We start from the raw sequence: 23,211 nt of genomic DNA, 5'->3' as shown, positions 1-23,211 counted from the left end.
CGCTGGTCACTGCCTCAAGCGCAGGAACGGCAGCTTTTGGTGTGTCCAGTTCTTTACCGAAGTGGCGCGCCGGCTGCGATTTGAACCGGGAGGGCTTGGCGCCGGGTGGTGGCCGGTGCAAGAGCATCCCTTGGCGCTGCGGCGATCTGCTTCGCCTTCGTCTTGATCGCGCCGCGTTCCGGCGCGACACTCCGCGCCAAGCTCCCGGCGCAGGCACGGGGCAGACCGACCGGGAGGACGCCGTTATGAGGCATGAGCAAGCCGCCCATATCGACGAGGTCGTGCGGGTCGCGGTGGGCGAGCGGACCGCGCGCGACGCGGTGATCCACAATTCCTGGCGACGCTGCGTCGACGAGCACAAGCTCGATCCGGTGGTGCTGCGCGACGCCCAGATCCTGCCCCATGCGCAGCTGCGCGAACATCGCGACGCCATGGACGAGTTCCTGCACACCGCGCGCGTCGGCCTCGAGACACTCTACAGACAGGTGTCTGGCCTCGGCTATGTGCTGCTGCTGACCGACGCCAAGGGCGTCACGGTCGATTTCATCGGCGATCCGACCTTCGACAACCAGTTGCGGCGGGCGGGGCTTTATCTCGGCGCCGGTTGGGCGGAACAGCAGATGGGAACCTGCGCTGTGGGCACCTGCATCGCCACCGGCGAGGCGCTCACCGTCCACCAGAGCGATCATTTCGACGCGACGCACATCCCGCTGACCTGCACCGCCTCGCCGGTGTTCGATTCCGGCGGCGCGCTCGCGGCCGTGCTCGACATCTCGGCGCTGCGCTCGCCCGCGCCGAAGCAGAGCCAGTACCTGGCGCGGCAGCTCGTGACGTCCTGCGCCCACAAGATCGAGAACGCCAATCTCATCAACAATTTCCGCCGGCACTGGATCGTCAAGCTGGGCGCCAGCCCGGAATTCGCCGACGTCGATCCCGATTTCGTGCTGGCGGTCGACAGCGGCGGGCGGATCATCGGCTTCAACGATCGCGCGCGGCGGCTGTTGCGGCGCGAAGACGGACTGAAGGGGCCGAGCGGTCAGGGGCCGCTCGGCCGGCTGATCGGCGACTATCTCGATTGCCGCGTCGACGACCTGCCGCTGTTCGCCCATTCGCGGCCGATCCGCCAGCGGGCGGTGCGCCTGATTGCGAGCGGCACGGCGCTGTTCGCCCAGACGCTGCCGCCGCCGGCCCCCCGGCGGTCCGCTCCGGCACCCGACACGGCGCTCGCCGGTCCGCTGCAGCGGCTCCATGGCGGCGACCCGATGATGGCCGAGGTGGTGCAGCGGGCGGCGCGGCTCGTCAACACCCAGTTGAGCATCCTCATCCACGGCGAGACCGGGACCGGCAAGGAGCATCTCGCCAAGGCGATCCATGGCGCCAGCGCCCGGGCGGGCAAGCCGTTCGTCGCGGTCAATTGCGCGGCGTTGCCGGAGGCGCTGATCGAGAGCGAATTGTTCGGTCACGAGGCGGGCGCCTTTACCGGCGCGGCTGCCAAAGGCAAGAAGGGTCTCGTGCTCGAGGCCGATGGCGGCACCCTGTTCCTCGACGAGATCGGCGACATGCCGCTGGCGCTGCAGACGAGGCTGCTTCGCGTGCTGGCGGAGCGCGAGGTGACGCCGGTCGGGCGCACCCGGCCGGTGCCGGTCAACATCCGCGTCATCGCCGCGACCCATCGCGATCTCGTCGATCTCGTCCGGGCCGGACAGTTCCGCGACGATCTCTACTTCCGCCTCAACGGCGCCGTGCTGACATTGCCGGCGCTGCGCCAGCGCGCCGATCTCGACTGGCTGATCGAGCGGCTCCTTGCCGCCCGCAGCGATGGCGCGGCGCGGCGCCTGACGCCGGCGGCGCGCGATGCGCTGAAGGCCTATTCGTGGCCCGGCAACATCCGCGAACTCCTCAATGCCCTCGACTATGCCTGCGCGGTCGGCGGTGGCGGCATTGTCGATAGCGGCGATCTGCCGGAGCGGGTGTGCGGACAGGCCGCGGAGTTCGGCGGCATGGCCGGAGTGGCGCCGCGGCGTCCAGGTCCAGGTTCAGGTCCAGGGCCAGGGCCAGGTCCAGGCCCGCTGGCGGCGATCGACGGCGCCGACAACCTGATCGCGGTGCTCCGCGCCCGGCACTGGAACGTCTCCGCCGTGGCGCGCGACTGGGGCGTCGACCGTTCGACCGTCCATCGCCGCATGCGCCGCCACGGCATCGTGCCGCCGCACAAGCTGGGCTGAAGCCGATGCTCGCGCCACAGGTGTTGCAGCCGGAGCGCCACACCCGTGGCGCCGTCGCGTGCCCCATCATGCGCTGCGGCAACGACCACGACCTTTAGCTTTCAACGACTTGGTCGTGCTCCGGCCGAGGCCGTGGAGTTGGCATCGTCCTTGCGAAGTCCCTTTCAAAGAAGCGTGTCGCAACAGACATCGCAACGGGGAGGGCGGCCGTGGGGCCCGTCGTCGGCGTCATCGCCAATCCGGTTTCCGCGCGGGACATTCGCCGGGTGATCGCCAATGCCGCGAGCCTGCAGATCGCCGATCGCGCCAATATCGTGCTGCGCGTGCTGGCGGCGCTCGCCGCCTGCGGCGTCCGGAACGTGGTGATGATGCCGGAGCATGGCGGCATCCGCGGCCACGTGATGCGCGGCATCGAGCGCTCGCGCAACCAGGGCGAAAGCCGGTTTCCGCAGGTCAACCACCTCGACATGCCGGTCACCGGCACGGCCGAGGACAGCGCCGGTGCGGCGCGCCTGATGCGTCGCGCCGGGGTTGCCGCCATCGTCGTGCTCGGCGGCGACGGCACCCATCGCGCCGTGGTCAAGGAATGCGGCCAGACCCCGATCGCCGGGATCTCGACCGGCACCAACAACGCCTTTCCGGAGCATCGCGAGCCGACCATCACCGGCCTCGCCGCCGGCCTCGCGGCAACCGGGCGGATTCCGCTGAAGCTCGCCTTCACCGCCAACAAGCGCCTCGACGTCCATGTCGGCGACCGGCCGGCGGAGATCGCCCTGGTCGATGTCGCCTTCGTCACCGATGGCTATATCGGCGCGCGGGCGCTGTGGCGCACCGAGACCTTCCGCGAACTCTTCGTCACCTTCGCCGATCCCGAAGTCATCGGCATGGCGGCGATCGCGGGACTGATCGAGCCGGTGGCGCGCGGCGAGGAGGGCGGCATGATGGTGTCGCTCGCCCCGGCGGCGACGGCGCGCAGCGTCCTTCAGGCCCCGATCGCGCCCGGTCTCATCGCCCCGATCGGCATCGACGACTGGCGCCGCATGCCCGCGGGCATCGCCTTTCATCCGCGCCTCAAAGCCGGGGCCGTCGCCCTCGATGGCGAGCGCGAGATCTTCTTCGACGCGCGCGATGCCGTTTCGGTGACGCTGACGGCCGACGCCTTCCGCACCGTCAACGTTCCCGCCGTGATGCATTACGCCGCGACCGCCGGCCTGTTGCGCGGCGGCGCACCGCTGTTCGCGACCGCCTACGCCTGATCGACCACACGCCCATCGAGGAGAAAGCATCCATGCCAGGCAATCCCTTCCCGCTCGACAAGCCCGACCTGCTCAAGGCCTACCGCATCATGCGCACGATCCGCGAATTCGAGGAGCGGCTGCATGTGGAGTTCGCCAAGGGCGACATCCCGGGCTTCGTCCATCTCTATGCCGGCGAGGAGGCCTGCGCGACCGGGATCATGATGCATCTGACCGACGTCGACCGCATTGCCTCGACCCATCGCGGCCACGGCCACTGCATCGCCAAGGGTGTCGACGTCCACGAGATGATGGCCGAGATCTACGGCAAGGTGACCGGCGCCTGCCGTGGCAAGGGCGGCTCGATGCATATCGCCGATCTCGCCAAGGGCATGATGGGCGCCAACGGCATTCTCGGCGCCGGCGCGCCGCTCGCCTGCGGCGCCGGCCTCGCCGCCAAGTTCCGCGGCGACGGCGGCGTCGGCGTCACCTTCTTCGGCGACGGCGCCTCCAACCAGGGCATGGTGCTCGAGAGCATGAATCTCGCGGCGGTGTGGAATCTGCCGGTGATCTTCGTCGTCGAGAACAACGGTTATGCGGAATCGACCTCCGTCGAGTACGCCACCGCGGTCGATTCCTATGTCGACCGCGCCTCGGGCTTCGGGCTTCCGGGGGTGACCGTCGACGGCACCGACTTCTTCGCCGTGCACGAGGCCGCCGGCGAGATGATCCGCCGGGCGCGCGAGGGCGGTGGCCCGGCGCTGCTCGAATGCAGGATGATCCGATTCTTCGGCCATTTCGAGGGCGACGCCCAGACCTACAAGGCTGCGGGCGAGAATGAACTCAACCGGCGGAACCGCGACTGCCTGAAGATGTTCGCCGCGCGCCTGCGCGAGGCCGGCGTCGTGTCAGCGGTCGAACTGGAGATGATCGACAAGGACGTCGAGAGCCTGATCGAGGATGCCGTGGTCTCGGCCAAGGCGGCGCCGTTGCCCACCGCGCACGACCTCACCACCGACGTCTACGTCGCCTATTGAACCGCAGTCACCGAAAGCAATCAGGACCATCGGGAGGAGCCATCATGGCCCGCAAGATCAGCATGAAACAGGCGATCAACGAGGCGCTCGACCTTGAAATGCGCCGCGATCCCACCGTCATCGTCATGGGCGAGGACATCGTCGGCGGCGCCGGCAGCCCCGGCGAGGAGGATGCCTGGGGCGGCGTGCTCGGCGTCACCAAGGGGCTGCATGCCAAATATCCCGGACGGCTGCTCGATACGCCGCTGTCGGAATCCGCCTATATCGGCGCGGCGATCGGCGCCGCGGCCTGCGGCATGCGCCCAGTCGCCGAACTGATGTTCCTCGACTTCATGGGGGTGTGCTTCGACCAGATCCTGAACCAGGCGGCGAAGTTCAAATACATGTTCGGCGGCAAGGCCAGGACACCGGTCGTCATCCGCGCCATGGTCGGCGCCGGTTTCCGCGCCGCCGCCCAGCACTCGCAGATGCTGACCCCGGTCTTCACCCATGTGCCGGGGCTCAAGGTGATCTGCCCGTCGAATGCCTATGACGCCAAGGGCCTGCTGATCCAGGCGATCCGCGACGACGATCCGGTGATCTTCTGCGAGCACAAGAACCTCTACGGGCTCGAGACCGACGTGCCGGCGGAGGCCTATGCCATTCCCTTCGGCGAGGCCAACGTGGTGCGCGAGGGCAAGGACGTCACCATCGTCAGCTACGGGCTCACCGTCCATCGCGCCTTCGAAGCCGCCGAGAAGCTCGCCAGGGACAGGATCGAGGCCGAGATCGTCGATCTGCGGACCTTGTCGCCGATCGACTGGGACACGGTGATCGAGAGCGTGGAGAACACCGGCCGGCTCGTCGTGGTCGACGAAGCCAATCCGCGCTGCTCGATCGCCAGCGACGTTGCCGCCTATGTGGCGGAGCACGCTTTCGGCGCGCTCAAGGCGGCGCCGCAGATGGTGACGGCGCCGCACACCCCGGTGCCGTTCACCCCGGTGCTGGAGGATCTCTATGTCCCGACGGCGGATGCCATCGCCGCCGCCGTCTCCAGGATCGCGCCGCGCGCGATGGCTGCGTGAGGTCTTCGATGATGACAGATCAGCGGATCAAGCCGGTGGTGATGCCGAAGTGGGGACTCTCGATGGCCGAGGGCCGCATCACCGGCTGGCTCAAGCAGCCGGGCGACCGCATCGCCGTCGGCGACGAGATCGTGGAGGTGGAAACCGACAAGTTCGCCGGGGTGGTGGAGGCGGGCGACGCAGGGATCCTGCGTCGCGTCGTCGGCGAGAAGGATGCCATCTATCCGGTCAAGGCGCTGCTCGGCGTCATCGCCGATCCGGAAGTGCCGGAGACCGACGTCGAGGCCTATGTGGCGGGCTATGTCACACCGGCCGCGGACGACGACGATGACGAGGTCGCCGGCCCGGCTTACGAGTTTCTCGACACCGCGGCCGGGCGGCTGCGCTATGCCCGGCGCGGCGAGGGTGGCGAGGCCGTCGTCCTGGTGCACGGCTTCGGCGGCGATCTCGACAACTGGCTGTTCAACATCGACGCGCTGGCGGCGAAGGCGAGCGTCTATGCGCTCGACCTGCCGGGCCACGGCCAGTCCACCAAGACGATGCCGGCGGGCGGCGTGGCCGCGCTGGCCGGCACGGTCATCGCCTTCATGGACGCTCTTTGCATCGGGCCGGCCCATCTCGTCGGCCATTCCCTGGGCGGGGCGATCGCGATGCAGGTGGCGATCGAGGCGCCGGGCCGGGTGAAGTCGCTGACGCTGATCGGCTCGGCCGGGCTCGGGACGGAGATCAATGCCGGCTATCTCGCCGGCTTCGTCGCCGCCGCGTCGCGGCGCGACCTCAAGCCTGTGGTCGAGCAGCTTTTCGCCGATCCGAAGCTCGTCACCAGGCAGCTGCTCGAAGATGTTCTCAGATACAAGCGTCTCGACGGCGTTGAGGATGCATTGAGAAGCCTGTCGTCGCAATTCCTCGACGATGGACGCCAGGGCGGGGTGCTGGCGCCGCGCCTCGAAGGTGTCGAGGCGCCGGTGCTGGTGGTCTGGGGGGAGGAGGATCGCATCATCCCCGCCGCCCATGCGACGGCGCTCGATGGCCGGGCGCGGGCGGAGGTCATTCCCGGCGCCGGCCACATGGTCCAGATGGAAAAGGCCAGCCGGGTGAACGAATTGATCCTCGGCCACATCGGCGGCTGAGCAACTGCCGCACGCGCCGCGCGGCATCGGGTCCGCGCGACGCGTCCCGCCATCGAACCTGCAGGACTGGCGTCTTCCTGTCAGCGGCGTCCTCACCGTCGTCATGTTCGGGCGAACGCGGTTGACCTAGTGTGGCGTCTCGCAATTGCCTACCGCCTTCGCGGCAACCCTCTCGTAGGCAATTGCGAGACATAAGCCACACTAGCACTTTGATTTTGCTAGTGTCCCTATGTCTCCGAATTACCGTGCGAGTGCGAGGCAAACGTAGCGGTAATTCGGAGACGGGACACTAGGTCAACCGCCGCCCCCTGTGTCATGGCATCGTGGCTGGAGGCGGAGGTTCGCATGATCCGATTTGCCCTGGTCCTGGCGGCCGGCACGCTGTCGTTCGGCGTTGTCCATGCGGCGGCATTGCTGTCGGAGGCGCAGGCGCGCGCCGGGGCGGTCAAGATCTTGCAAGGTGATCCCTATGGCGCCACCCCCGAGGCGGTTGCCGCAACCATCAAGCAGGTGAATTACCTCAAGGACGGAAACACCAGGGCATGTGGCGCCCGGAAACGTCCCGTCTGGGAATTCCATGTCGTCGTCGTCACCCCGAACAAGGATCAGTTCAGCAACGGGGTCATCGACGGCTTCCTGGCGCTCGACGCGCGCAGCGGCCGGATTGTCTGCGCCAACCTGCCCATGCTGGAGTAAACGGATGAGGAGGAGCCGATGCTGTCCCGACGCGGGTTCATGATTGGAGGCGGGAGTCTGCTGTTAGGAGCTTTCAGCCCGGCTCACGGTCAGGAGACCTGGACGAGCTATCAGAATGCCAGATTCGGCACGTCCATTTCCTATCAGGAATTCTTCGAGCCCGATCCGCCGCCGGCCAATGGCGACGGCCAATCATTTACAGGGCCTGAAGGCGCGAACTTCCGTGTCTATGCCCGCCACAATTCCGGCGAGACACCGGCATCGAAGCTCGCCGAATTGGTCGCCGACGGCTCGCATCCGAATGTGACTTACCGCCATGTCGCGGATCATCGTCTCGTCATCAGCGGCGTGCGCGGCAAGTTGATCTATTACGAGGTCTACATCTTCTCCGGACGCGGTCTCATTCATGCATTCGAGATGGAATATCCGGCAAGGTTCAAGGCGGATTACGATCCGACCGTCCGGCGGATGGCGCATTCATTCACGGGACCCTGAGGGCGTGCTCGATACGTGCGCCATTGATGCGCACATCGATGCGCACGAAGTGGCGCGGCCGGTTCATTGCGATCGCGGTCGCGCGGCTTTCGCCGGGCGCATTCGCCGGGATGGCGCCGCTCCCTGCGGATCGGTCAAATGGTCGTCCGACAACGCGTCAGACGTCAGATGAGGTCGGCTATTTCTGTTTGCTGGCGGCGAAGGTCGGCTGCCATGCCGCGTCCTTCCTGCTTGGCGCAGCGGCAATGACCTTGATCTTCTCCTTTTTGGGCTTCTTGGCTTCCCGATTGCCCTTTTGCTGGCCTTTGGCCATGTGGATCTCCTTCGGTTTGAGGATTACGCAGACTGAAACAAGCGTGCAAAACAAGCGTGCAGGTGACATCGACAGCTGTCATCGACAGGTGGCATGGAAATGATCTGCCTCTGAAACAGCTGATGCTCGCGGTCCACCCATCGGTATCGTCTACGACGGTATCATCAACGACGGCATCATCAACTATGAACCGCGTCATTCCCGCAGGCGGCGGACCGTGGCCTTCTCCGCAAAGCTGCAACGATAGGTAGCCTAGGCTTCCGTCTTGGGAATAGCGAGCGCTAAAACGCGGTGGAACAGTTTCGGAAAATGGCCCGGCGGCGGCGCGCGGCCCTTTCGAGCTCCGCATCGGCTGGGGGAAACAGATGGCCAATCGAGCCGAAAGGGCGCATGGTGGCTTGATGCAAGAAGTCAGCGCCGGCACAGCACTGTTTGCAGAAAGCAGGCGGGCATGAATATCCGTTCGCGGCGGGAAGTCGTTACCTTCAAACATCCGTTCCAGATCAGGGGCGTCGATCGCGAGCTGCCTGCGGGGGACTACGAGGTCATCACGGACGAGGAGATGATCGAAGGACTTTCGTTCGCGTCGTTTCGCCGCGTCGCGACGATGATCGTCGTGCCTGCGGCGGCCTCGCGCGGTTCCACGATGGAGATGATCTCCATCGGCTCGGTCGATCTGGCGGATGCGCAGCGGATCGACGCTAGCAAGCCCGATCATTGACGAACCGCTCGATCTCGACCGCCGGGCTGCCGGATCATGCCCTGCGGTCGTTGGAGCTGAGTATTTCACGCTGCTCGGTACGAGCGTCAGATCCAAAACCGCTCTAGAATCATGATCAATCGCTAGTGTCCCTTTGGTTCCAACGTTCGTATGAGCGCCTGCTGCATACGAACGTTGGAAACGGGACACTAGTGTCCCGTCTCCGAATTACCGCTACGTTTGCCTCGCGCTCGCACGGTCATTCGGAGACATAGGGACACTAGCAAAATCAAAGTGCTAGTGTGGCTTATGTCTCGCAATTGCCTACGAGAGGGTTGCCGCGAAGGCGGTAGGCAATTGCGAGACGCCACACTAGAGTCGGTCCGCCGCCGCCAGGGCGTCGGCGAGCATGCCTGCCGACCGCGTCTCCTCCTGCGCGATCAGATAGCCGACGGCGAACGCCGCCTGGGTCGCGGTGGTGGCCCGGGACAGAGGCTGCGCCAGGCGGGAATGCACGGTCATGTCGTTGAGGCTGCCGAGCGATTTCTGCAAGCGCCCGAGGGCGCCATCGATCCGGCGCCGCTGCTTCTTGTCGCTGTCGAGACTTAATGACGCAAAGAATTCGCGGCCGTATCTCGCCTTCTTGACCGCGATCCTGAGCTTGTGTCGCCGCCGCGCGTCGAGGCGCTCGAGCCTGCCGGCCGCTTTCGCGATCTTGCGTATCCGTCGCCGGATCTCGTCTTTGGCGAATGACCTGGCGGGCCGATTTCGCAGCGACGACTCGAGCGGATCGCTCGTTCTCAACCAGTCGCCGTCGAACAGCCATAGCGCGACATCGAGCAGGAGCTTTCGATAGCGCGGGGTCGTCACCGCGGTTTTCGCCTGTGACAGGCCGGCTCTGTAGCGCAGCACAAGCTCGTTGCCGAGCACCTCAATCTCGCGATGATCATGGGGCCTGGACCGGAGCGGGTCCAATGTCGTCGAAATGAAGACGTCGTAGTCGCGCGCCGGCCCAAGCTGCTCGGTCAGCCATCCAAGCTCGGCCTTGAGGTGGCGCAGCGAGGGGCCTTGCAGCATGTCCTTGAACAGGGACATGGCGGCCCGCATCCGTCTCAGGCCGACACGCATCTGGTGGATGCCCTCGGCGTCGCCTCGGCGAACGGCGGGCTCGTTGGCGGCGATGTGCCGGAGGCATTCGAAGCCGATGACGATGAACGCATCGGCGGCGCCCGAGGCGGCGGATATCGAGACCGGCCTGGCGCGCACCGGTCCGTCGAGCGCGCCGTCGAGCAGCGCGTATCCTCGTTCGGATTTGGCGATGGCGCCGTAACTGACCGGTATGCTCCGCGCGAGTTGTCTCACCAGGACGGCGAGGTCACGACGCTCGCCATGCTTCAGTTCGACCTCGATCTCGGCGATCTCGCAGTGCCTCCGGGCGGTCTCGATCCGGCCCTCATCGATCGCAAGCCCGATTTCACTGCTGCCGAGGCGCAGCGGCACGACGGTGCGGCTCACCCTGGTCTCGAACACGGGGCGGAGTCGACGCTTGATCCTGCCGGTCAGCAGTGGCGCCAGAGGGGTTTTTCGGGCCAGGCGCAAGTTGGGCCGCTCTGCCGTGATCTCCTGCTCCCATTCATCCCGCTCGACGAGCGTTCCGCAGCTCCGTTTGATGGTCTGCAGCCGTTTGGCGCCGATCGTCCGCACCCGCAAGGTCACACCGTGGTCGCGCAAGGCGAATTTGCGCGTGTCGAAATAGACGGAGGTGACGTCCTCGGTCCTGGCGCGATCCGCTGCCAATCTCTTCAGCCAGGGCAGTTGTCTCGCCTTGTTCAGCGCCGCGCGCGGCACGGTGAGCTTCAGTTCGACTTCGGTCCCCACGGCCGCCTCCAGTGCTGGCCACCAAAGGATCAGCGCGACAAGCGCTGGTGACGGCGCTTATTTCATCAAGCATAGCGCGCTTTTGCCACGGGTTCTTTGCGATAGCTCATGCCGCCGCTCCGGGCGGCCCGATGGTCGATGCGATCGGATTCCGTCCGGACAGCCTGAGCGAGGTCGGGCGAAGCAGTCTGATGGTGAAGAGCGGGTTCATGCATCATGCTGGACGACGCGAGCGGCCGCAGGTTGCGGCCGCGCCCCTCACTGGCACCGCGCTGATGATCAGGCTGGCAACCGCACTGCGCCCCTCATCGGGGTGGCCGGGACCAGCCCGGCCACACGAAAAAGAGGTTGCGACGAATGCGGTGGTGATGGCGGTTTTCCGCCTCTGACGAAACCTGCGCCGGCTGCGGATCAGATGTGTGAATTCGATAGCCGCAAATGCGGGGAGAGGTGAAGAGAGCCGATGAATCGCAGGGCCTTCACCTCTCCTCGCGCAAGCGGGGAGAGGTCGGGCCGCGTCAGCGGTCCGGGTGAGCGGCGGCGGGATTGAAAATGCGTCAGTGAGATATAGTGCCGGGCTCCGGCCGGCGGATCAGCCGGTCTTCTTTTTGACCTTTGTCTTGGCGCTCTTCTTCGCCGGCTTTGCTGCGGGGACGGTGGTCATCGCGTTGCGCATCGACCTTGCATAACTGTCGGCGGCGTTGTCGGCGGCGAGCTGCAATCGCTTCGCCGCAGCAGTCCCCTGCAGCATCGCGTTCTTGGCGATGTGCCGGTATCGCGTCTTGGCCTCGGCGTCCTTCGCACTGCCGGCCAGCTTGAGGTATTTGTCCCGTCGCTTCTTGGCGGCCGCAACGAGGTTCTTGTACTGCTGTCTTGCATTCTGCCGGATGACGACATCCAGATCGGCTTCCGCCATCTTCCCGTCCTTGCGCGCAACTTGGTTCATCGATCGGGGCAATATGCAATTGTCGCGAATTCTTTGCAATCATTGCTCATGCACAGCCAGTTTCGGTGGGCGCGACGGCATCATTGCCGCGACCTGCTCGACTCACCTAAGAGGATGCACTCGATCTACCATTCTGGAAATCTGCGATGCTCGGAAGCTCCGTCGAATTACCCACGGCCGGCTATGCTCTTGAAGTGGACGGCCGCATGAAGACCCTCTTCCAGACGCTGGAAGGCGCCCGACGCGGCGCCGAGGAGCTGAAGCGCCGCTTTCCGGTTCTCCAGATCAAGATCTACGACGCGGCGGCGAGGACGCGAAGCGAAGTCGTTGCTTTCTGAGAGTTCAGGCTTGAGGGCTCGGACCTGGGAGCCGAGCGGCCGCAGGACGCAACTCTCGCGGCGCTGACCGAGCGGCTGCACGGGGAACGTGCGGCGTCGCCGCGGCGCCGGAATTAGCCACCGTCGCCGCGGCGCCGGAATTAGCCACCGTCGCCCGTTTCACTCACCACGTTGATTTACCGAAGCAATCACCTGGTGAGACCACGGTCATCGAGGCGCCGCGGGCGGCCATGCACGATCCTGCTTCTCAACGCCTTGGCGGTATAGTATTGATCCCCGCTTGTTGCCGCGCTGGCGTTGAGTTGAGTGATTGGTATGGTGCGTCGTCTTGCTTGTTTGTCGCTGCTGCTGGCGCTGACCATCCCGCTCGGCGCCTGTTCGAAATGCGGCTGGATCTGGGAAGACTGGCAGTCGTCGTCCTGCCACGGTGGTCCGCCGCGGCATTGATCGTCGCGGGATCACGCCGCAGGGCGGAAGCGGCCCGCCTGTTGCCCCGCCGCGTCTGTGCGGACATTCCCCTCGATGAGCGAAACCCGGATCGGACGCCATATCAAAGCAGCCCGCCCCGCGGTCTATCGTGCGCTGCTCGATCTTGTTCTCGGCTTTGTCGAGCCACGTCAGGCCGGCATGGCTTCCGGCGTGATCTCCACACTCCAGCAGGTCGGCGCGGCGCTGGGCGTCGCCGCAGTCAGCATCCTGTTCAGCTCAGTCCTGACGAACGCGACAGCCGCTGCCGATCAGGCCGGCCTCTATGCCAGCGCTTTCGTGCGCGCCATGCTCTACAATCTCGCCGCCGCCGTTCTCGCCGCCATCCTTTTGATGCGAATGATCAAGCATCGGACCGGCGATCGGTGAACAGCTGAGCGCCCCGCCCGAAGGCGGTCGACCTCCGCTATAGATGTCCGCAAGCCTGCTTGATCTGCATCAACCGGGACCTCGGGCATTTCTGGGATCGTATCGCGGCGCCGCGCCCTGATGCGCCGCCGACGGCGAGGTGCACTGCACATCGCATCAAGATGCAGGAGCGTGCCATGATGGACATGCGGGATGTTCTGGGTGTCGCCGTGCTGGCGATCGGCCTTGCCGCATCGGTGGTGGTGCCGGTCGCCGCCGCGGATGACGGACCGCAGGAGACGCTCGCCGCGCAGGTGCGCATCCAGGGGCTCGCCTGCGGCAAGCCGCAGAAGGCGGAGCGCGATGCGGCGCTGTCGAAGCCGGACGAGGCGGTCTGGATCCTGACCTGCGACAACGCGACCTATCGGCTCCGCCTCATTCCCCACATGGCCGCCAGGATCGAGCAGATCCGGCAATGAATGGACCGGCGCGCCGGCCGTCGCCGTCACCGGCAGCCGCCGTGGGCCGATGCGTTTCCAATCGCAGGCATTTGCGGCATAATTGACGGCATCCTCGATCAGGGTGCGCTATCGCGTGCGAGGCTCAACATGCCAGCCAGCCTGCCGTGTCGGTCGATCGGAGCAATGCGCCGGATGCTCGGCGCCGCCGGCCTCGGCCTCGGCCTTCTCGCCGCGACGGCGGCGGCGCAGGACATGATGCGCGACGTCGACCTGTCGTCGCCGGACATGGTCTCGGCGGAAATGACCCGCGCCGAGGTCGAGGCGGCGCTCGCGGCGGCGCGGCCGGCCGGGGCGGCCGATTTCAGCGGCAAGCGGTTATCCGGCCTCGACCTGTCCGGGCTCGATCTGTCCGGCGCGATCTTTCGCGGCGCCCGGCTCAACAAGACGAGGCTGGCCGGCGCCCGGCTCGACCGCGCCGTGCTCGACCAGGCATGGCTGCTCGAAGCCGATCTGACCGGCGCCAGCCTGAAGGGGGCGAACCTGTTCGCGGCGCAAATGCGGCGGGCCCGGCTCGACCGCGCCGATCTCTCGCAAGCGCGCATCGCCGCCGACCTGACCGGTGCGAGCCTGGTCGGCGCCTCGATCGCAGGGGCGAACCTGGGCGCGGACATGCGCAACCAGTCGATGGGCCTGATGCGCACGGTGCTGAAGTCCGCGAGGCTGGAGCGACTGAACGCGCGCGGCGCCGACCTGTCGCGGGTCGATCTCGAATTCGCGTCGCTGAAGGGCGCCGACCTCAGCAATGCGTCTCTCAAGGGCGCCGAACTCGGCGGCGCCGACCTGACCGGCGTCACCCTGGTCGGCACCGATTTCGATGGCGCCGATCTCGCTTCCGTCAGGCTCAGCGCGCCGATCGGCCTCGACCAGGCCAGGAACTTCGACAAGGCAAAGAACCGCGACCGGCTGATCAGGGAGTGAGGGCCGGCTGACGCGTGGCGAGATTGCGCCGCGCCGTGCGGCGCGTGAAATCTGGAACCGGGACGCCGGGAGCGGGCGCCGATATCGGTTCATCGCGTGCCGTGGATGAATTGCACGAGCTGTTCGATGACGAAGGTCTGGTCGCTGATGGTGTCTTTCACCAGATCGCCGATCGAAACGATGCCGGCCAGCTCTCCCTGGTCGATGACGGGCAGGTGGCGTACCAGGCGTTCGGTCATGATGGCCATGCATTCTTCCACGCTCTGATCGGGCCGGACGAAGACGACGTTCGTCTCCATGATGTCGCGGACGCGGGTCGTGGGCGAGGCGCGGCCCTTGAGGATCACGTTCCGGGCATAGTGACGTTCGGTGATGATGCCGACGAGCTTGTTGCCGTCCATCACGACCAGCGAACCGACGTTCTTGTCGGCCATCTTCCGGATGGAGTCGTAGACCGTGTCGTCGGGGCTGACCGAAAAGACCTCATGCCCCTTCTTGTCGAGCAACTGGCGGATGGTTGTCATGGGACACCCATGCTGTCGGACGGAACGACCAAGACATGATATTTCCTGGACGAAATCTCGTCGAGGAACGTTGATTTGGATCAGTGTTTCTCGCGGCGATGTGATAGGATTTCGATCGTCATTGAAACTGAACTCAGCCGTGCATCCCTGCGAGCCGGCGTGAGGGCCTGCACGGAAGCCCGGGTTGCATGCTGCAACGGAGGTCCGTCATGCCCATCGCTCCCGCCCTCCAGAAATACCTCGTCGCCAAGAACATCGCCTACGACGTGATCCCGCACGAACCGACCCTGTCGTCCGAGCGGACGGCGGAGGCCTGCCGGATCTCGCAGGATCGGCTGGCCAAGGGCATCGTGCTGCGCCGCCGCAATGGCGGTTACGTGCTCGCCGTGCTGCCGGCGTCCCATCACATGCGGCTGTCCGACCTGAAGAACGAACTCGGCGAAAGCGTCGAGATGGCCAAGGAAGCCGAAGTCGACAAGCTGTTCTGGGACTGCGCCCATGGCGCGGTGCCGCCGGTCGGCTCATGCTATGGACTGCCGCTGCTGGTCGACGACAGTATCGAGGCGCAGCCGGACGTCTACATGGAGGCAGGCGACCACAAGACGCTGCTCCACATGGATCACGCCCAGTTCGCGCTGCTGATGGCCGCCGCCCACCACGCCCGCTTCAGCGAGCGGCTGTCGAAAGGGGCGATGAAGTCCGTCGTGTGGTGGTAAGCCACGGCGCAACGCTGCCCGCCGCGCCGGTGACGACAAGCACGGTTCCGGATCGGGCCGGCGGCGGCGTCGCGGCGGTCAGGCCTCCAGCGTGAAGCCGATCTTGAGGACGACCTGATAGTGATGGACGCTGCCGTTCTCGATGTGCCCCCGGGTCTGAACGACTTCAAACCACCGCATGTCGCGCACCGTCTTCTTGGCGCGCGAGACGGCGTTCTGAATGGCGTCCTCGATGCTCTTCTCCGAAGAACCGACAAGTTCCAGAATCTTGTAGACGTGGTCTGTCATCTCGGGCTCCCGCGCTCTCGAACAGCCGCAAGCATATCACGCCCGTGGGCGTCGTCGGGTGCGTTTGGCCTGCGGCAGATGCGCGGCGGTCCGGTCGGCAGTTACGTCAGCAAGGATGTCCGGTCGCCCCGGGGCGCTGCCGCGACCTCACGGCGCCCCGGTCGCCGGCCGGCGCGGCGACGTCTGCGGCGGTAGCGGTGAAGACTGCGCCCCCGGTCCCGGATGGACCGTGACTTCCCTGGCGCGCAACGGCTCGCCGCATTCGGAACAGACCATGACGGGATCGAAGAACTTGCCGCAGCCGTCGTGCTGGTGGAGCAGCGGCCGGCCGCGCTCATCGGCCATGTGGACGTCGCCCCAATGCACGATCGCCATCAGGACGGGATAGAGATCGAGGCCCTTGTGGGTGAGAAGATATTCATGCCGCCTGGGGCTGTCCTGATAGGGCACGCGACGCAGCACGCCGAAGTCGACGAGCTTCCTGAGGCGGTCGGCGAGCAGGTGGCGCGTGATCCCGAGCCGCGCCTGGAAGGCCTCGAAGCGGCGCACCCGCAGGAAACAGTCGCGCAGGATCAGGAGCGTCCAGCGATCGCCGATCACCGCCAGCGTGCGGGCGACCGAGCAGTTTTCCTCCTCCAGCGCATCCCACTTCATCGCAAGGCTCTCCGGCTGCGGCGTCGTCGCCCGGCGATCAATAGCAGGTCAGGCCGCCTCTTTCATTCCAAAATGGAACTTGAAATCTGCCATCGCAACGAGCTTGCCGAGGTTTACAGTTCTTTTTTAGAACTATAGGATCGCGAGCGACGACACAAGCACGACAAGCGTGCCGCCGCGGCGCGCGACGAGGGAGGGCAGAGGTGAATCCGAAGGTGGAATTCCTGTTCGATTTCGGCAGTCCCAACGCCTATCTGGCGCATCGGGTCATTCCCCAGGTCGAGCAGCGCGCCGGCGTCAGCTTCGCCTACGTGCCGGTGCTGCTCGGTGGCATCTTCAAGCTGACCAACAATCGCTCGCCGGTCGAAACCCTGGCCGGCATCAGGAACAAGCCGGACTACATCCAGCGCGAGACCGAGCGCTTCATCCGCCGTCACGGCGTCACCGGGTTCAGGCCCAATCCGTTCTTTCCGGTGATCACCCTGATGCTGATGCGCGGCGCCGTCGCCGCCGAGATCGATGGCACACTGGCGGCCTATGTGCGCGCTGGCTTCCATCACATGTGGGAAGAGCCGAAGAAGATGGACGATCCGGCGGTCTTCAGGCAGGCGCTGGCCTCGTCCGGCATCGACGCCGACCGCATCATCGCCCGTGCCGGCGAGGCCGACGTCAAGGCGCGGCTGGTCGAACTCACCGGGCGCGCGGTGGCGCGCGGGGCGTTCGGCGCGCCGACCTTCTTCGTCGGCGACGAGATGTTCTACGGCAAGGATCAGCTTCGCGACGTCGAGGAGGAAATCCTGGCCCAGCAGAAGAGGGTGGCATGACAGCGCGCAACGCCACCGTGGCCGTGGTCGGCGCCGGCGATTTCATCGGCGCGGAGATCGCCAGGAAATTCGCCGCCGAGGGCTTCACCGTGTTCGCGGGCCGGCGCAACGGCGACAAGCTGGCGCCGCTGGTCGCGCAGATCGAAGCTGCCGGCGGCGCGATCGTCGCCCGCTCGCTCGATGCGCGCAACGAAGCGGAGGTCGCGGCCTTCCTGAGCGAGGCCGATGCGAGGGCGCCGCTCGAGGTGTGCATCTTCAATGTCGGCGCCAACGTCAACTTCCCGCTGCTGGAGACCACCGAACGGGTATTCCGCAAGGTGTGGGAAATGGCGTGTTACGGCGGCTTCCTCACCGGGCGCGAGGCGGCGCGCCTGATGCTGCCCCGTGGCAAGGGCCACATCTTCTTCACCGGCGCGACCGCCAGCCGGCGCGGCGGCCTCGGCTATGCCGCCTTCGCCAGCGCCAAGTTCGGGCTGCGCGCCGTCGCCGAGTCCGCGGCGCGGGAATTATGGCCGCAGAACATCCATGTCGCCCACCTGATCATCGATTCCGGCGTCGATACCGCGTGGGTGCGCGAGCGGCTGCGCCAGCGCGAGGGGCTGGCGGCGCTCGATGCTCTGCCGCCCGACCGTCTGATGCCGCCGAGCGCGGTGGCCGATGCCTACTGGCAGCTCTACAACCAGCCGCGCGGCGCCTGGGTGTTCGAGCAGGAGATCCGCCCTTACGGCGAGAAATGGTAAGGGCGCGGTCGTTCGCGGCGCATGGGCCACCGGTTTCGCCCGCGGCGCGGCGGCGACAGCTGATCTTTATTTGCACGCCGCCGCCCGGTTCCAGGAACCTTTCGATACCTGCGCCATTTTCTCGCTGCTCACGCGCGTTGCGCAGGGAGGCACCGCAACATGGATCGATTGAATCTGCCCCGTCACATTGTCAACGGCATCGAGCGGCGGTGGGCCGCGAGGTTGGAACAGCAGGCGCGCGTCTGCAACCAGGATCCGGCGCCGCGCCGGCCGCCGCTGGCCGTCCGCACGGCGGTGGCGCCGCGACCCGGGGCGACCGATGTCGATCAGGGAGAGATCCCCGATCTGGCATAGCCGAGGGGCGGGCTGGCGCCGCGGGATGTGACGGCGCGACGCAGGCGTGACAATTTCGGCGTGCCCGCTCCGGCTTCGCTTAATCCGGCTTCACTTGTCCAGCTTCACTTATCCAGCTTCGCTTATCATCGTCTCGTCGTCGTGCTTGGCCCTCGTCGGCGGCGGCGCCGGAGATTTGCGCGAGCGCGGCGGTCAGCCCTTCGCCGCGTAGTCCATCGCGAAGCTCCTGAAGCGCTTGCGGGTCTCGGTGCCGACGGGGCCGCCGACGACGATCTTGCCGAAGGCCTCGAGGCCGGCGAAGAAGGCGGGCTTGAGGCTGCCGAGCTTGCTTTCGTCGACCACCAGAATGCTTTCCACCGCGGTGGCGATCGCCGTCTGCTTGACCGCGATCTCGTGGAAGTTGGAGCAGCTGGCGCCGCGCGAGGGATGGACGCCGCCGGCTGAAATGAAGGCCTTGTTGATGCCGAGCTTGCGCATATAGGCCAGCGACTCCTCGGAGGAAAAGGATTGCGACGAGGGATGGTAGAGGCCGCCGAGCAGGATCACCTGGGTCGCCGGCCGCCTGGTGACGAGGGCGGCGACATTCATCGAGAAGCAGATCACCGACAGCGACAGTCCGGCCGGCAGGCAGTCGGCCAGCAGCTGCATCGTCGACCCGCAATCGACGAACAGCGTATCGCCCTCGCGGATCAGTCCGGCGGCGCGGCGGCACGCCAGACGCTTGTTCTGGGCGTGGTGATCGAGTTCCTGCTCGATGGTGTATTTCGCGCCGGTCGGCTGCGCGGCGTCGACCACATGGCCGCCGAGCAGGGCGAGCGAGGTCTCCGCCGCGGCGAGGTCGCGGCGGATCGTCATCTCGGAGACGTCGAGCAACTGCGCGGCGGCCTTCAGATGCAGGCTGCCGTTGTCGTCGACGGCGCGGCGCAGGCGCTGCAGGCGTTCGGTGCGCGCATCGACCCGTGCCGCAGGCAATGAGGTTCCAGCCGCCATGATGTCTCTTGTGCTCCTTCGACGTCCCGACTTTCGCCGTTGACAACGGTCTCCCGCGATGTGACTATTGAAACACAAAATGTTACAAAAGTAACATGTTGGCGCTGAGACCTGACATTAGGTCGCAGGCGAGGGGTTTGCGAGCGCGGCTCGGCCTTCGTCCACCAGGCGTCGACCGGCGCTGACGAGCGGGAGGACGGCATGGCGAAATCACCTCTGGCGTCGGCATCCGTGCGGCGACCGGCCGGCCGGGCGCCGCGCTGGGTGGCGCGGCCTGCCGCGATCCGCGACGCGATCATCGCCTGATGTCGAGCCTCCAGCCGTCCAGTCGTCACGTCGATACGGCTCGCTTGCCGGCGGGCGGCGAGCGCCACCGTGTGGCGAACGCGCCGCCGCGGCGCAATGAGGGCTGCGCCTTCCAGGCCGACTGGATCGACGAGATCAGGGTCAACCTCTCCGCCGCCGAGCGCCGCGTCGCGACGCTGTCCGGGCGTCGCACCGTGAAGAACGCCGCCCAGGCGGCCTGGCTGCTCAAGGCGGTGACCTGCATCGATCTGACGACGCTCAGCGGCGATGACACCGCCGGGCGGGTGAAGCGGCTCTGCGCCAAGGCGAAGACGCCGATCCGTGCCGATCTCGTCGAGGCGCTGGGGTTCGCCGGGCGACCGCTGCACGCCGCCGCGGTCTGCGTCTATCACCGCTTCGTCGCCACCGCGGTGGAGGCGCTGGAGGGCTCGGAGATTCCCGTCGCCGCTGTGTCCACCGGCTTCCCCGCCGGGCTGGTGCCCCACGACGTCAAGCTCCGCGAGATCGAGGCCTCGGTCCGGGACGGGGCCAGGGAGATCGACATCGTCATCACCCGCGAGCATGTCCTCACCGGCAACTGGGGCGCGCTGTACGACGAGGTGCGGGACTTCCGCGCCGCCTGCGGCGATGCCCATATCAAGACGATCCTGGCCACCGGCGATCTCAAGACCCTGGGCAATGTCGCCAGGGCGGCGACGGTCTGCATGATGGCGGGAGCGGATTTCATCAAGACCTCGACCGGCAAGGAAGGCGTCAATGCGACGCTGCTGGTGACGCTGGCGATGCTGCGGATGATCCGCGCCTATGCCGAGCGCACCGGATTTCAGGTCGGCTTCAAGCCGGCCGGCGGCATTTCCACCGCCAAGGACGTGTTGTCGTACCAGTTCCTGATGAAGGAGGAGCTCGGGCGCGAATGGCTCGAACCGGATCTCTTCCGCGTTGGTGCCTCCAGCCTGCTCGCCGACATCGAGCGCCAGCTCGAGCATCACGTCACCGGCCGCTACTCGGCCTTCAACCGGCACGCCGCGGGATGAGCGCATGACCGTCGTGGACTATTTCGAAACGATGGATTACGGCACGGCGCCCGAGGCCGATGGCGAGGCGCGGCGCTGGCTCGCCGGCCACGCCGGCGGTTTCGGTCATTTCATCGCCGGCGCGTTCACGCCACCGGCGTCCGGCGAGCACTTCACCACCTTCGAGCCGGCAACCGGCCAGCCGCTGGCGAGGCTCGCCCAAGGCTCGGCGGCCGACGTCGACGCGGCGGTGCGCGCCGCCCGCAACGCGCAGGCGGCGTGGGCGAAGCTCGGCGGCCACGGCCGCGCGCGCCATCTCTATGCGCTGGCGCGGCTGCTGCAGCGCCATGCCAGGCTGTTCGCCGTGCTCGAGGCGCTCGACAACGGCAAGCCGCTGCGCGAGACCCGCGACCTCGACGTGCCGCTCGCCGCGCGACACTTCCTCCACCATGCCGGCTGGGCCCAGCTGCAGGAGCGCGAGTTTGCCGATTATGTTCCGCTCGGCGTGGTCGGGCAGATCATTCCGTGGAATTTCCCGCTGCTGATGCTGGCCTGGAAGGTCGCGCCGGCGCTGGCTCTCGGCAACGCGGTGGTGCTCAAGCCGGCGGAATTCACCTCGCTCACCGCGCTGCTGTTCGTCGAACTCGCGGCCGAGGCCGGGCTGCCGCCGGGCGTCCTCAACATCGTCACCGGCGATGGCGAGGCCGGCGCGGCGCTGGTCGCCCATGGCGATGTCGACAAGATCGCCTTCACCGGCTCCACCGAGGTCGGTCGCCTGATCCGCCAGGCGACCGCGGGCAGCGGCAAGTCGCTGACCCTCGAACTCGGCGGCAAGTCGCCCTTCATCGTCTTCGAGGACGCCGATCTCGACGGCGCCGTTGAAGGCGTCGTCGATGCCATCTGGTTCAACCAGGGCGAGGTCTGCTGCGCCGGCTCGCGGCTGCTGGTGCAGGAGGGGATCGCCGAGACCTTCCGCAAGCGCCTCGTCCGCCGCATGGAGACGCTGCGCCTCGGCCATCCGCTCGACAAGACCATCGACATGGGAGCGGTGGTCGCGCCGGTGCAGCTCGCGCGCATCAAGGCGCTGGTCGCGGCCGGAGTGAAGGAGGGCGCGCGGTGCTATCAGGCCGGCGCGGCGCTGCCGCAGGCCGGCTGCTATTACCCGCCGACGCTGCTGTGGGATGTGCAGCCGACCTCGACGGTGGCCATGGAGGAGATCTTCGGCCCGGTGTTGGTGGCGATGACCTTCCGCACCCCTGACGAGGCCGTGATGCTTGCCAACAACAGCCGCTATGGCCTCGCCGCCAGCGTCTGGAGCGAGACCATCGGTCGCGCCCTCGACATCGCGCCCAAGCTCGCGGCGGGGGTCGTCTGGATCAACGCCACCAATCTGTTCGATGCCGGAGTCGGTTTCGGCGGCACCCGCGAATCCGGCTTCGGCCGCGAGGGCGGACGTGAGGGAGTGTTCGAATATCTCAAGCCGAAGGCCTGGGCCGCGCGGCGGCCGCGGCCGCAGCTCGCCGCGCTGGCCGGCGGCGCCGAGACCGCCGTCAGCGACACCGCCGGCTTCGATCTGCCGCGGCTCGACCGCACCGCCAAGCTCTTCATCGGCGGCAAGCAGGTCAGGCCCGACGGCAATTACGTTCGCCGCGTGCTCTCGGCCAAGGGCGGGCCGCTCGGCGAGGTCGGCGACGGCAGCCGCAAGGATATCCGCAACGCGGTGGCGGCGGCGCGGGGCGCCGGTGCGTGGTCGCGGGCGAGCGGCCATAACCGCGGCCAGATCCTCTATTACCTCGCCGAGAATCTCTCGGCGCGCGCCGGCGAATTCGCCGGCAGGATCGCGGCCATGACCGGGGTGTCCGGCGCCATCGGCAGGCGCGAGGTCGAAGCCAGCATTGCCCGGCTGTTCAGCTACGGCGCCTGGGCCGACAAATATGAGGGCGCGGTGCACACGCCGCCGCTGCGCGGCGTCGCGCTCGCCATGCACGAGCCGATCGGCGTCGTCGGTGTCGCCTGTCCGGATGAAGCGCCGCTGCTTGCCTTCGTCAGCCTCGTGGCGCCGCTGATCGCGCTGGGCAACCGCGTCGTCGTTGTGCCGAGCGAGCGCCACCCGCTCAGCGCCACCGATCTCTATCAGGTGCTGGAGACCTCGGATGTGCCGCCGGGCGTGCTCAACATCGTCACCGGCGCGCGCGACGGCCTCGTCAGGACGCTGGCCGAGCACGACGACGTCGATGCGCTATGGGTGTTCGGCTCGAAAGCGGCTTCGGCGCTGGCGGAGGAACTGTCCGCCGGCAATCTCAAGCGCACGCTGGTCGACCATGGCCTGGCGCTCGACTGGTTCGATGCCGCCGCCGCCGAAGGGCCGATCCTGCTGCGTCACGCCGTGCAGGTGAAGAATGTCTGGATTCCATATGGCGAATGACCAGGCGGGGAGCGCAGCGGGCGAGGGGCCAGGCTGAGCGCAGCCGG

Annotated in this window: 27 protein-coding genes; 20 read left to right on the top strand and 7 right to left on the bottom strand. The window is 66.8% G+C overall.

From position 1 onward, the window contains the following. The first annotated feature begins 245 nt into the window (after positions 1 to 245). From DB459_RS01000 to DB459_RS00970, 7 genes are all read left to right on the top strand, one after another. A complete protein-coding gene (locus DB459_RS01000) occupies positions 246 to 2,225 on the top strand; it encodes a sigma-54-dependent Fis family transcriptional regulator (protein ID WP_253710980.1) in 1,980 nt (659 codons plus the stop codon). A 209-nt stretch (positions 2,226 to 2,434) separates the two neighbouring features. Next, positions 2,435 to 3,481, top strand: coding sequence for an ATP-NAD kinase family protein (locus DB459_RS00995; protein ID WP_253710978.1), 1,047 nt, complete (start codon positions 2,435 to 2,437; stop codon positions 3,479 to 3,481). A gap of 32 nt (positions 3,482 to 3,513) precedes the next feature. Next, entirely contained in the window at positions 3,514 to 4,497 is a 984-nt protein-coding gene (locus DB459_RS00990) for a thiamine pyrophosphate-dependent dehydrogenase E1 component subunit alpha (protein WP_253710976.1), read from the top strand. Between the two features lie 44 nt (positions 4,498 to 4,541). After that, complete coding sequence (locus DB459_RS00985; protein ID WP_253710974.1) at positions 4,542 to 5,561, top strand: alpha-ketoacid dehydrogenase subunit beta; 1,020 nt, start codon at positions 4,542 to 4,544, stop codon at positions 5,559 to 5,561. Between the two features lie 8 nt (positions 5,562 to 5,569). Further along, positions 5,570 to 6,691: an acetoin dehydrogenase dihydrolipoyllysine-residue acetyltransferase subunit gene (locus DB459_RS00980; protein WP_253710972.1), complete on the top strand. Its 1,122-nt coding sequence runs from the start codon at positions 5,570 to 5,572 to the stop codon at positions 6,689 to 6,691. A gap of 345 nt (positions 6,692 to 7,036) precedes the next feature. Beyond that, a complete protein-coding gene (locus DB459_RS00975) occupies positions 7,037 to 7,387 on the top strand; it encodes a hypothetical protein (protein WP_253710971.1) in 351 nt (116 codons plus the stop codon). Positions 7,388 to 7,405: 18 nt separating this feature from the next. Beyond that, positions 7,406 to 7,882, top strand: coding sequence for a hypothetical protein (locus DB459_RS00970; RefSeq protein WP_253710970.1), 477 nt, complete (start codon positions 7,406 to 7,408; stop codon positions 7,880 to 7,882). Positions 7,883 to 8,060: 178 nt separating this feature from the next. On the opposite strand, the gene DB459_RS27325 is transcribed toward DB459_RS00970, so the two are convergent. After that, positions 8,061 to 8,195: a hypothetical protein gene (locus tag DB459_RS27325; RefSeq protein WP_256519262.1), complete on the bottom strand. Its 135-nt coding sequence runs from the start codon at positions 8,193 to 8,195 to the stop codon at positions 8,061 to 8,063. Between the two features lie 451 nt (positions 8,196 to 8,646). On the opposite strand from DB459_RS27325, the gene DB459_RS00965 reads away from it, so the two are divergent. Next, the gene (locus DB459_RS00965) at positions 8,647 to 8,916 is read left to right on the top strand and encodes a hypothetical protein (RefSeq protein ID WP_253710969.1); all 270 of its coding nucleotides are present in this window, start codon (positions 8,647 to 8,649) and stop codon (positions 8,914 to 8,916) included. A 351-nt stretch (positions 8,917 to 9,267) separates the two neighbouring features. On the opposite strand, the gene DB459_RS00960 is transcribed toward DB459_RS00965, so the two are convergent. Then, positions 9,268 to 10,773 (bottom strand): CYTH and CHAD domain-containing protein, encoded by a 1,506-nt coding sequence (locus DB459_RS00960; protein ID WP_253710968.1) that lies wholly within the window; start codon positions 10,771 to 10,773, stop codon positions 9,268 to 9,270. Between the two features lie 131 nt (positions 10,774 to 10,904). Here DB459_RS00960 and DB459_RS00955 point away from each other — a divergent pair, with 131 nt between their 5' ends. Further along, positions 10,905 to 11,162, top strand: coding sequence for a hypothetical protein (locus tag DB459_RS00955; protein ID WP_253710967.1), 258 nt, complete (start codon positions 10,905 to 10,907; stop codon positions 11,160 to 11,162). A gap of 203 nt (positions 11,163 to 11,365) precedes the next feature. On the opposite strand, the gene DB459_RS00950 is transcribed toward DB459_RS00955, so the two are convergent. Beyond that, positions 11,366 to 11,689, bottom strand: a complete 324-nt coding sequence (locus tag DB459_RS00950; RefSeq protein ID WP_253710966.1) for a hypothetical protein — start codon at positions 11,687 to 11,689, stop codon at positions 11,366 to 11,368. 236 nt (positions 11,690 to 11,925) lie between these two features. On the opposite strand from DB459_RS00950, the gene DB459_RS27320 reads away from it, so the two are divergent. The 5 genes from DB459_RS27320 (at position 11,926) to DB459_RS00930 (ending at position 14,330) form a co-directional block, all read left to right on the top strand. Continuing rightward, positions 11,926 to 12,057, top strand: a complete 132-nt coding sequence (locus DB459_RS27320) for a hypothetical protein (protein ID WP_256519260.1) — start codon at positions 11,926 to 11,928, stop codon at positions 12,055 to 12,057. 315 nt (positions 12,058 to 12,372) lie between these two features. Then, positions 12,373 to 12,504, top strand: a complete 132-nt coding sequence (locus DB459_RS00945; RefSeq protein WP_253710965.1) for a peptidylprolyl isomerase — start codon at positions 12,373 to 12,375, stop codon at positions 12,502 to 12,504. Positions 12,505 to 12,579: 75 nt separating this feature from the next. Further along, positions 12,580 to 12,912 (top strand): hypothetical protein, encoded by a 333-nt coding sequence (locus DB459_RS00940; RefSeq protein ID WP_253710963.1) that lies wholly within the window; start codon positions 12,580 to 12,582, stop codon positions 12,910 to 12,912. Between the two features lie 176 nt (positions 12,913 to 13,088). Next, positions 13,089 to 13,370, top strand: coding sequence for a hypothetical protein (locus tag DB459_RS00935; protein WP_253710961.1), 282 nt, complete (start codon positions 13,089 to 13,091; stop codon positions 13,368 to 13,370). Positions 13,371 to 13,535: 165 nt separating this feature from the next. Beyond that, complete coding sequence (locus DB459_RS00930) at positions 13,536 to 14,330, top strand: pentapeptide repeat-containing protein (RefSeq protein ID WP_253710959.1); 795 nt, start codon at positions 13,536 to 13,538, stop codon at positions 14,328 to 14,330. An 89-nt stretch (positions 14,331 to 14,419) separates the two neighbouring features. Here DB459_RS00930 and DB459_RS00925 read toward each other — a convergent pair whose 3' ends face one another. Further along, positions 14,420 to 14,854, bottom strand: a complete 435-nt coding sequence (locus tag DB459_RS00925) for a CBS domain-containing protein (protein WP_253710957.1) — start codon at positions 14,852 to 14,854, stop codon at positions 14,420 to 14,422. A 209-nt stretch (positions 14,855 to 15,063) separates the two neighbouring features. Between DB459_RS00925 and DB459_RS00920 the strand changes: the two genes are divergently transcribed. Continuing rightward, entirely contained in the window at positions 15,064 to 15,570 is a 507-nt protein-coding gene (locus DB459_RS00920; protein WP_253710955.1) for an aminoacyl-tRNA deacylase, read from the top strand. A 78-nt stretch (positions 15,571 to 15,648) separates the two neighbouring features. Here the strand turns inward: DB459_RS00920 and DB459_RS00915 are convergent, their stop codons facing one another. Both DB459_RS00915 and DB459_RS00910 read right to left on the bottom strand, forming a co-directional pair. Beyond that, positions 15,649 to 15,858 carry a dodecin gene (locus tag DB459_RS00915; protein ID WP_253710953.1) on the bottom strand — a complete coding sequence of 70 codons (210 nt, stop codon included), beginning with the start codon at positions 15,856 to 15,858 and terminating at the stop codon, positions 15,649 to 15,651. Positions 15,859 to 16,005: 147 nt separating this feature from the next. Beyond that, positions 16,006 to 16,512 (bottom strand): helix-turn-helix domain-containing protein, encoded by a 507-nt coding sequence (locus DB459_RS00910; protein ID WP_253710951.1) that lies wholly within the window; start codon positions 16,510 to 16,512, stop codon positions 16,006 to 16,008. A 203-nt stretch (positions 16,513 to 16,715) separates the two neighbouring features. Between DB459_RS00910 and DB459_RS00905 the strand changes: the two genes are divergently transcribed. From DB459_RS00905 to DB459_RS00895, 3 genes are all read left to right on the top strand, one after another. Beyond that, positions 16,716 to 17,336 carry a 2-hydroxychromene-2-carboxylate isomerase gene (locus DB459_RS00905; protein ID WP_253710949.1) on the top strand — a complete coding sequence of 207 codons (621 nt, stop codon included), beginning with the start codon at positions 16,716 to 16,718 and terminating at the stop codon, positions 17,334 to 17,336. Further along, entirely contained in the window at positions 17,333 to 18,076 is a 744-nt protein-coding gene (locus DB459_RS00900; RefSeq protein WP_253710947.1) for an SDR family NAD(P)-dependent oxidoreductase, read from the top strand. The genes DB459_RS00905 and DB459_RS00900 overlap by 4 nt, the downstream gene beginning before the upstream one ends. Positions 18,077 to 18,235: 159 nt before the next feature. Continuing rightward, positions 18,236 to 18,430, top strand: a complete 195-nt coding sequence (locus tag DB459_RS00895) for a hypothetical protein (protein WP_253710945.1) — start codon at positions 18,236 to 18,238, stop codon at positions 18,428 to 18,430. Between the two features lie 192 nt (positions 18,431 to 18,622). On the opposite strand, the gene DB459_RS00890 is transcribed toward DB459_RS00895, so the two are convergent. Next, on the bottom strand, positions 18,623 to 19,420 hold the full coding sequence (locus DB459_RS00890) for a DeoR family transcriptional regulator (protein ID WP_253710944.1): 798 nt from the start codon (positions 19,418 to 19,420) through the stop codon (positions 18,623 to 18,625). Positions 19,421 to 19,725: 305 nt separating this feature from the next. On the opposite strand from DB459_RS00890, the gene deoC reads away from it, so the two are divergent. Further along, on the top strand, positions 19,726 to 20,760 hold the full coding sequence (deoC, locus tag DB459_RS00885) for a deoxyribose-phosphate aldolase (RefSeq protein WP_253710942.1): 1,035 nt from the start codon (positions 19,726 to 19,728) through the stop codon (positions 20,758 to 20,760). A 4-nt stretch (positions 20,761 to 20,764) separates the two neighbouring features. Beyond that, positions 20,765 to 23,164 carry an aldehyde dehydrogenase family protein gene (locus DB459_RS00880; protein ID WP_253710940.1) on the top strand — a complete coding sequence of 800 codons (2,400 nt, stop codon included), beginning with the start codon at positions 20,765 to 20,767 and terminating at the stop codon, positions 23,162 to 23,164. Positions 23,165 to 23,211: the final 47 nt, after the last annotated feature.

Origin of the sequence: Bradyrhizobium sp. WD16 (genome assembly GCF_024181725.1) — a bacterium.
In the GTDB taxonomy this organism is placed as follows: Bacteria; Pseudomonadota; Alphaproteobacteria; order Rhizobiales; family Xanthobacteraceae; genus Bradyrhizobium_A.
This window is presented reverse-complemented; position numbering and strand designations above follow the sequence as displayed.

What these genes read in the sequence shown, in the direction of transcription:
- DB459_RS27320 (WP_256519260.1), top strand. Translation starts at nt 11,926, where the DNA reads ATGAAGACCCTCTTCCAGACGCTGGAAGGCGCCCGACGCGGCGCCGAG.
- DB459_RS00935 (WP_253710961.1), top strand. Translation starts at nt 13,089, where the DNA reads ATGATGGACATGCGGGATGTTCTGGGTGTCGCCGTGCTGGCGATCGGC.
- DB459_RS00900 (WP_253710947.1), top strand. Translation starts at nt 17,333, where the DNA reads ATGACAGCGCGCAACGCCACCGTGGCCGTGGTCGGCGCCGGCGATTTC.
- DB459_RS00970 (WP_253710970.1), top strand. Translation starts at nt 7,406, where the DNA reads ATGCTGTCCCGACGCGGGTTCATGATTGGAGGCGGGAGTCTGCTGTTA.
- DB459_RS00920 (WP_253710955.1), top strand. Translation starts at nt 15,064, where the DNA reads ATGCCCATCGCTCCCGCCCTCCAGAAATACCTCGTCGCCAAGAACATC.
- DB459_RS00980 (WP_253710972.1), top strand. Translation starts at nt 5,570, where the DNA reads ATGATGACAGATCAGCGGATCAAGCCGGTGGTGATGCCGAAGTGGGGA.
- DB459_RS00915 (WP_253710953.1), bottom strand. Translation starts at nt 15,858, where the DNA reads ATGACAGACCACGTCTACAAGATTCTGGAACTTGTCGGTTCTTCGGAG.
- DB459_RS00910 (WP_253710951.1), bottom strand. Translation starts at nt 16,512, where the DNA reads ATGAAGTGGGATGCGCTGGAGGAGGAAAACTGCTCGGTCGCCCGCACG.
- DB459_RS00985 (WP_253710974.1), top strand. Translation starts at nt 4,542, where the DNA reads ATGGCCCGCAAGATCAGCATGAAACAGGCGATCAACGAGGCGCTCGAC.
- DB459_RS00950 (WP_253710966.1), bottom strand. Translation starts at nt 11,689, where the DNA reads ATGGCGGAAGCCGATCTGGATGTCGTCATCCGGCAGAATGCAAGACAG.
- DB459_RS01000 (WP_253710980.1), top strand. Translation starts at nt 246, where the DNA reads ATGAGGCATGAGCAAGCCGCCCATATCGACGAGGTCGTGCGGGTCGCG.
- DB459_RS00880 (WP_253710940.1), top strand. Translation starts at nt 20,765, where the DNA reads ATGACCGTCGTGGACTATTTCGAAACGATGGATTACGGCACGGCGCCC.
- deoC (WP_253710942.1), top strand. Translation starts at nt 19,726, where the DNA reads ATGTCGAGCCTCCAGCCGTCCAGTCGTCACGTCGATACGGCTCGCTTG.
- DB459_RS00930 (WP_253710959.1), top strand. Translation starts at nt 13,536, where the DNA reads ATGCGCCGGATGCTCGGCGCCGCCGGCCTCGGCCTCGGCCTTCTCGCC.
- DB459_RS27325 (WP_256519262.1), bottom strand. Translation starts at nt 8,195, where the DNA reads ATGGCCAAAGGCCAGCAAAAGGGCAATCGGGAAGCCAAGAAGCCCAAA.
- DB459_RS00890 (WP_253710944.1), bottom strand. Translation starts at nt 19,420, where the DNA reads ATGGCGGCTGGAACCTCATTGCCTGCGGCACGGGTCGATGCGCGCACC.
- DB459_RS00925 (WP_253710957.1), bottom strand. Translation starts at nt 14,854, where the DNA reads ATGACAACCATCCGCCAGTTGCTCGACAAGAAGGGGCATGAGGTCTTT.
- DB459_RS00945 (WP_253710965.1), top strand. Translation starts at nt 12,373, where the DNA reads ATGGTGCGTCGTCTTGCTTGTTTGTCGCTGCTGCTGGCGCTGACCATC.
- DB459_RS00955 (WP_253710967.1), top strand. Translation starts at nt 10,905, where the DNA reads ATGGTCGATGCGATCGGATTCCGTCCGGACAGCCTGAGCGAGGTCGGG.
- DB459_RS00990 (WP_253710976.1), top strand. Translation starts at nt 3,514, where the DNA reads ATGCCAGGCAATCCCTTCCCGCTCGACAAGCCCGACCTGCTCAAGGCC.
- DB459_RS00940 (WP_253710963.1), top strand. Translation starts at nt 12,580, where the DNA reads ATGAGCGAAACCCGGATCGGACGCCATATCAAAGCAGCCCGCCCCGCG.
- DB459_RS00975 (WP_253710971.1), top strand. Translation starts at nt 7,037, where the DNA reads ATGATCCGATTTGCCCTGGTCCTGGCGGCCGGCACGCTGTCGTTCGGC.
- DB459_RS00895 (WP_253710945.1), top strand. Translation starts at nt 18,236, where the DNA reads ATGGATCGATTGAATCTGCCCCGTCACATTGTCAACGGCATCGAGCGG.
- DB459_RS00965 (WP_253710969.1), top strand. Translation starts at nt 8,647, where the DNA reads ATGAATATCCGTTCGCGGCGGGAAGTCGTTACCTTCAAACATCCGTTC.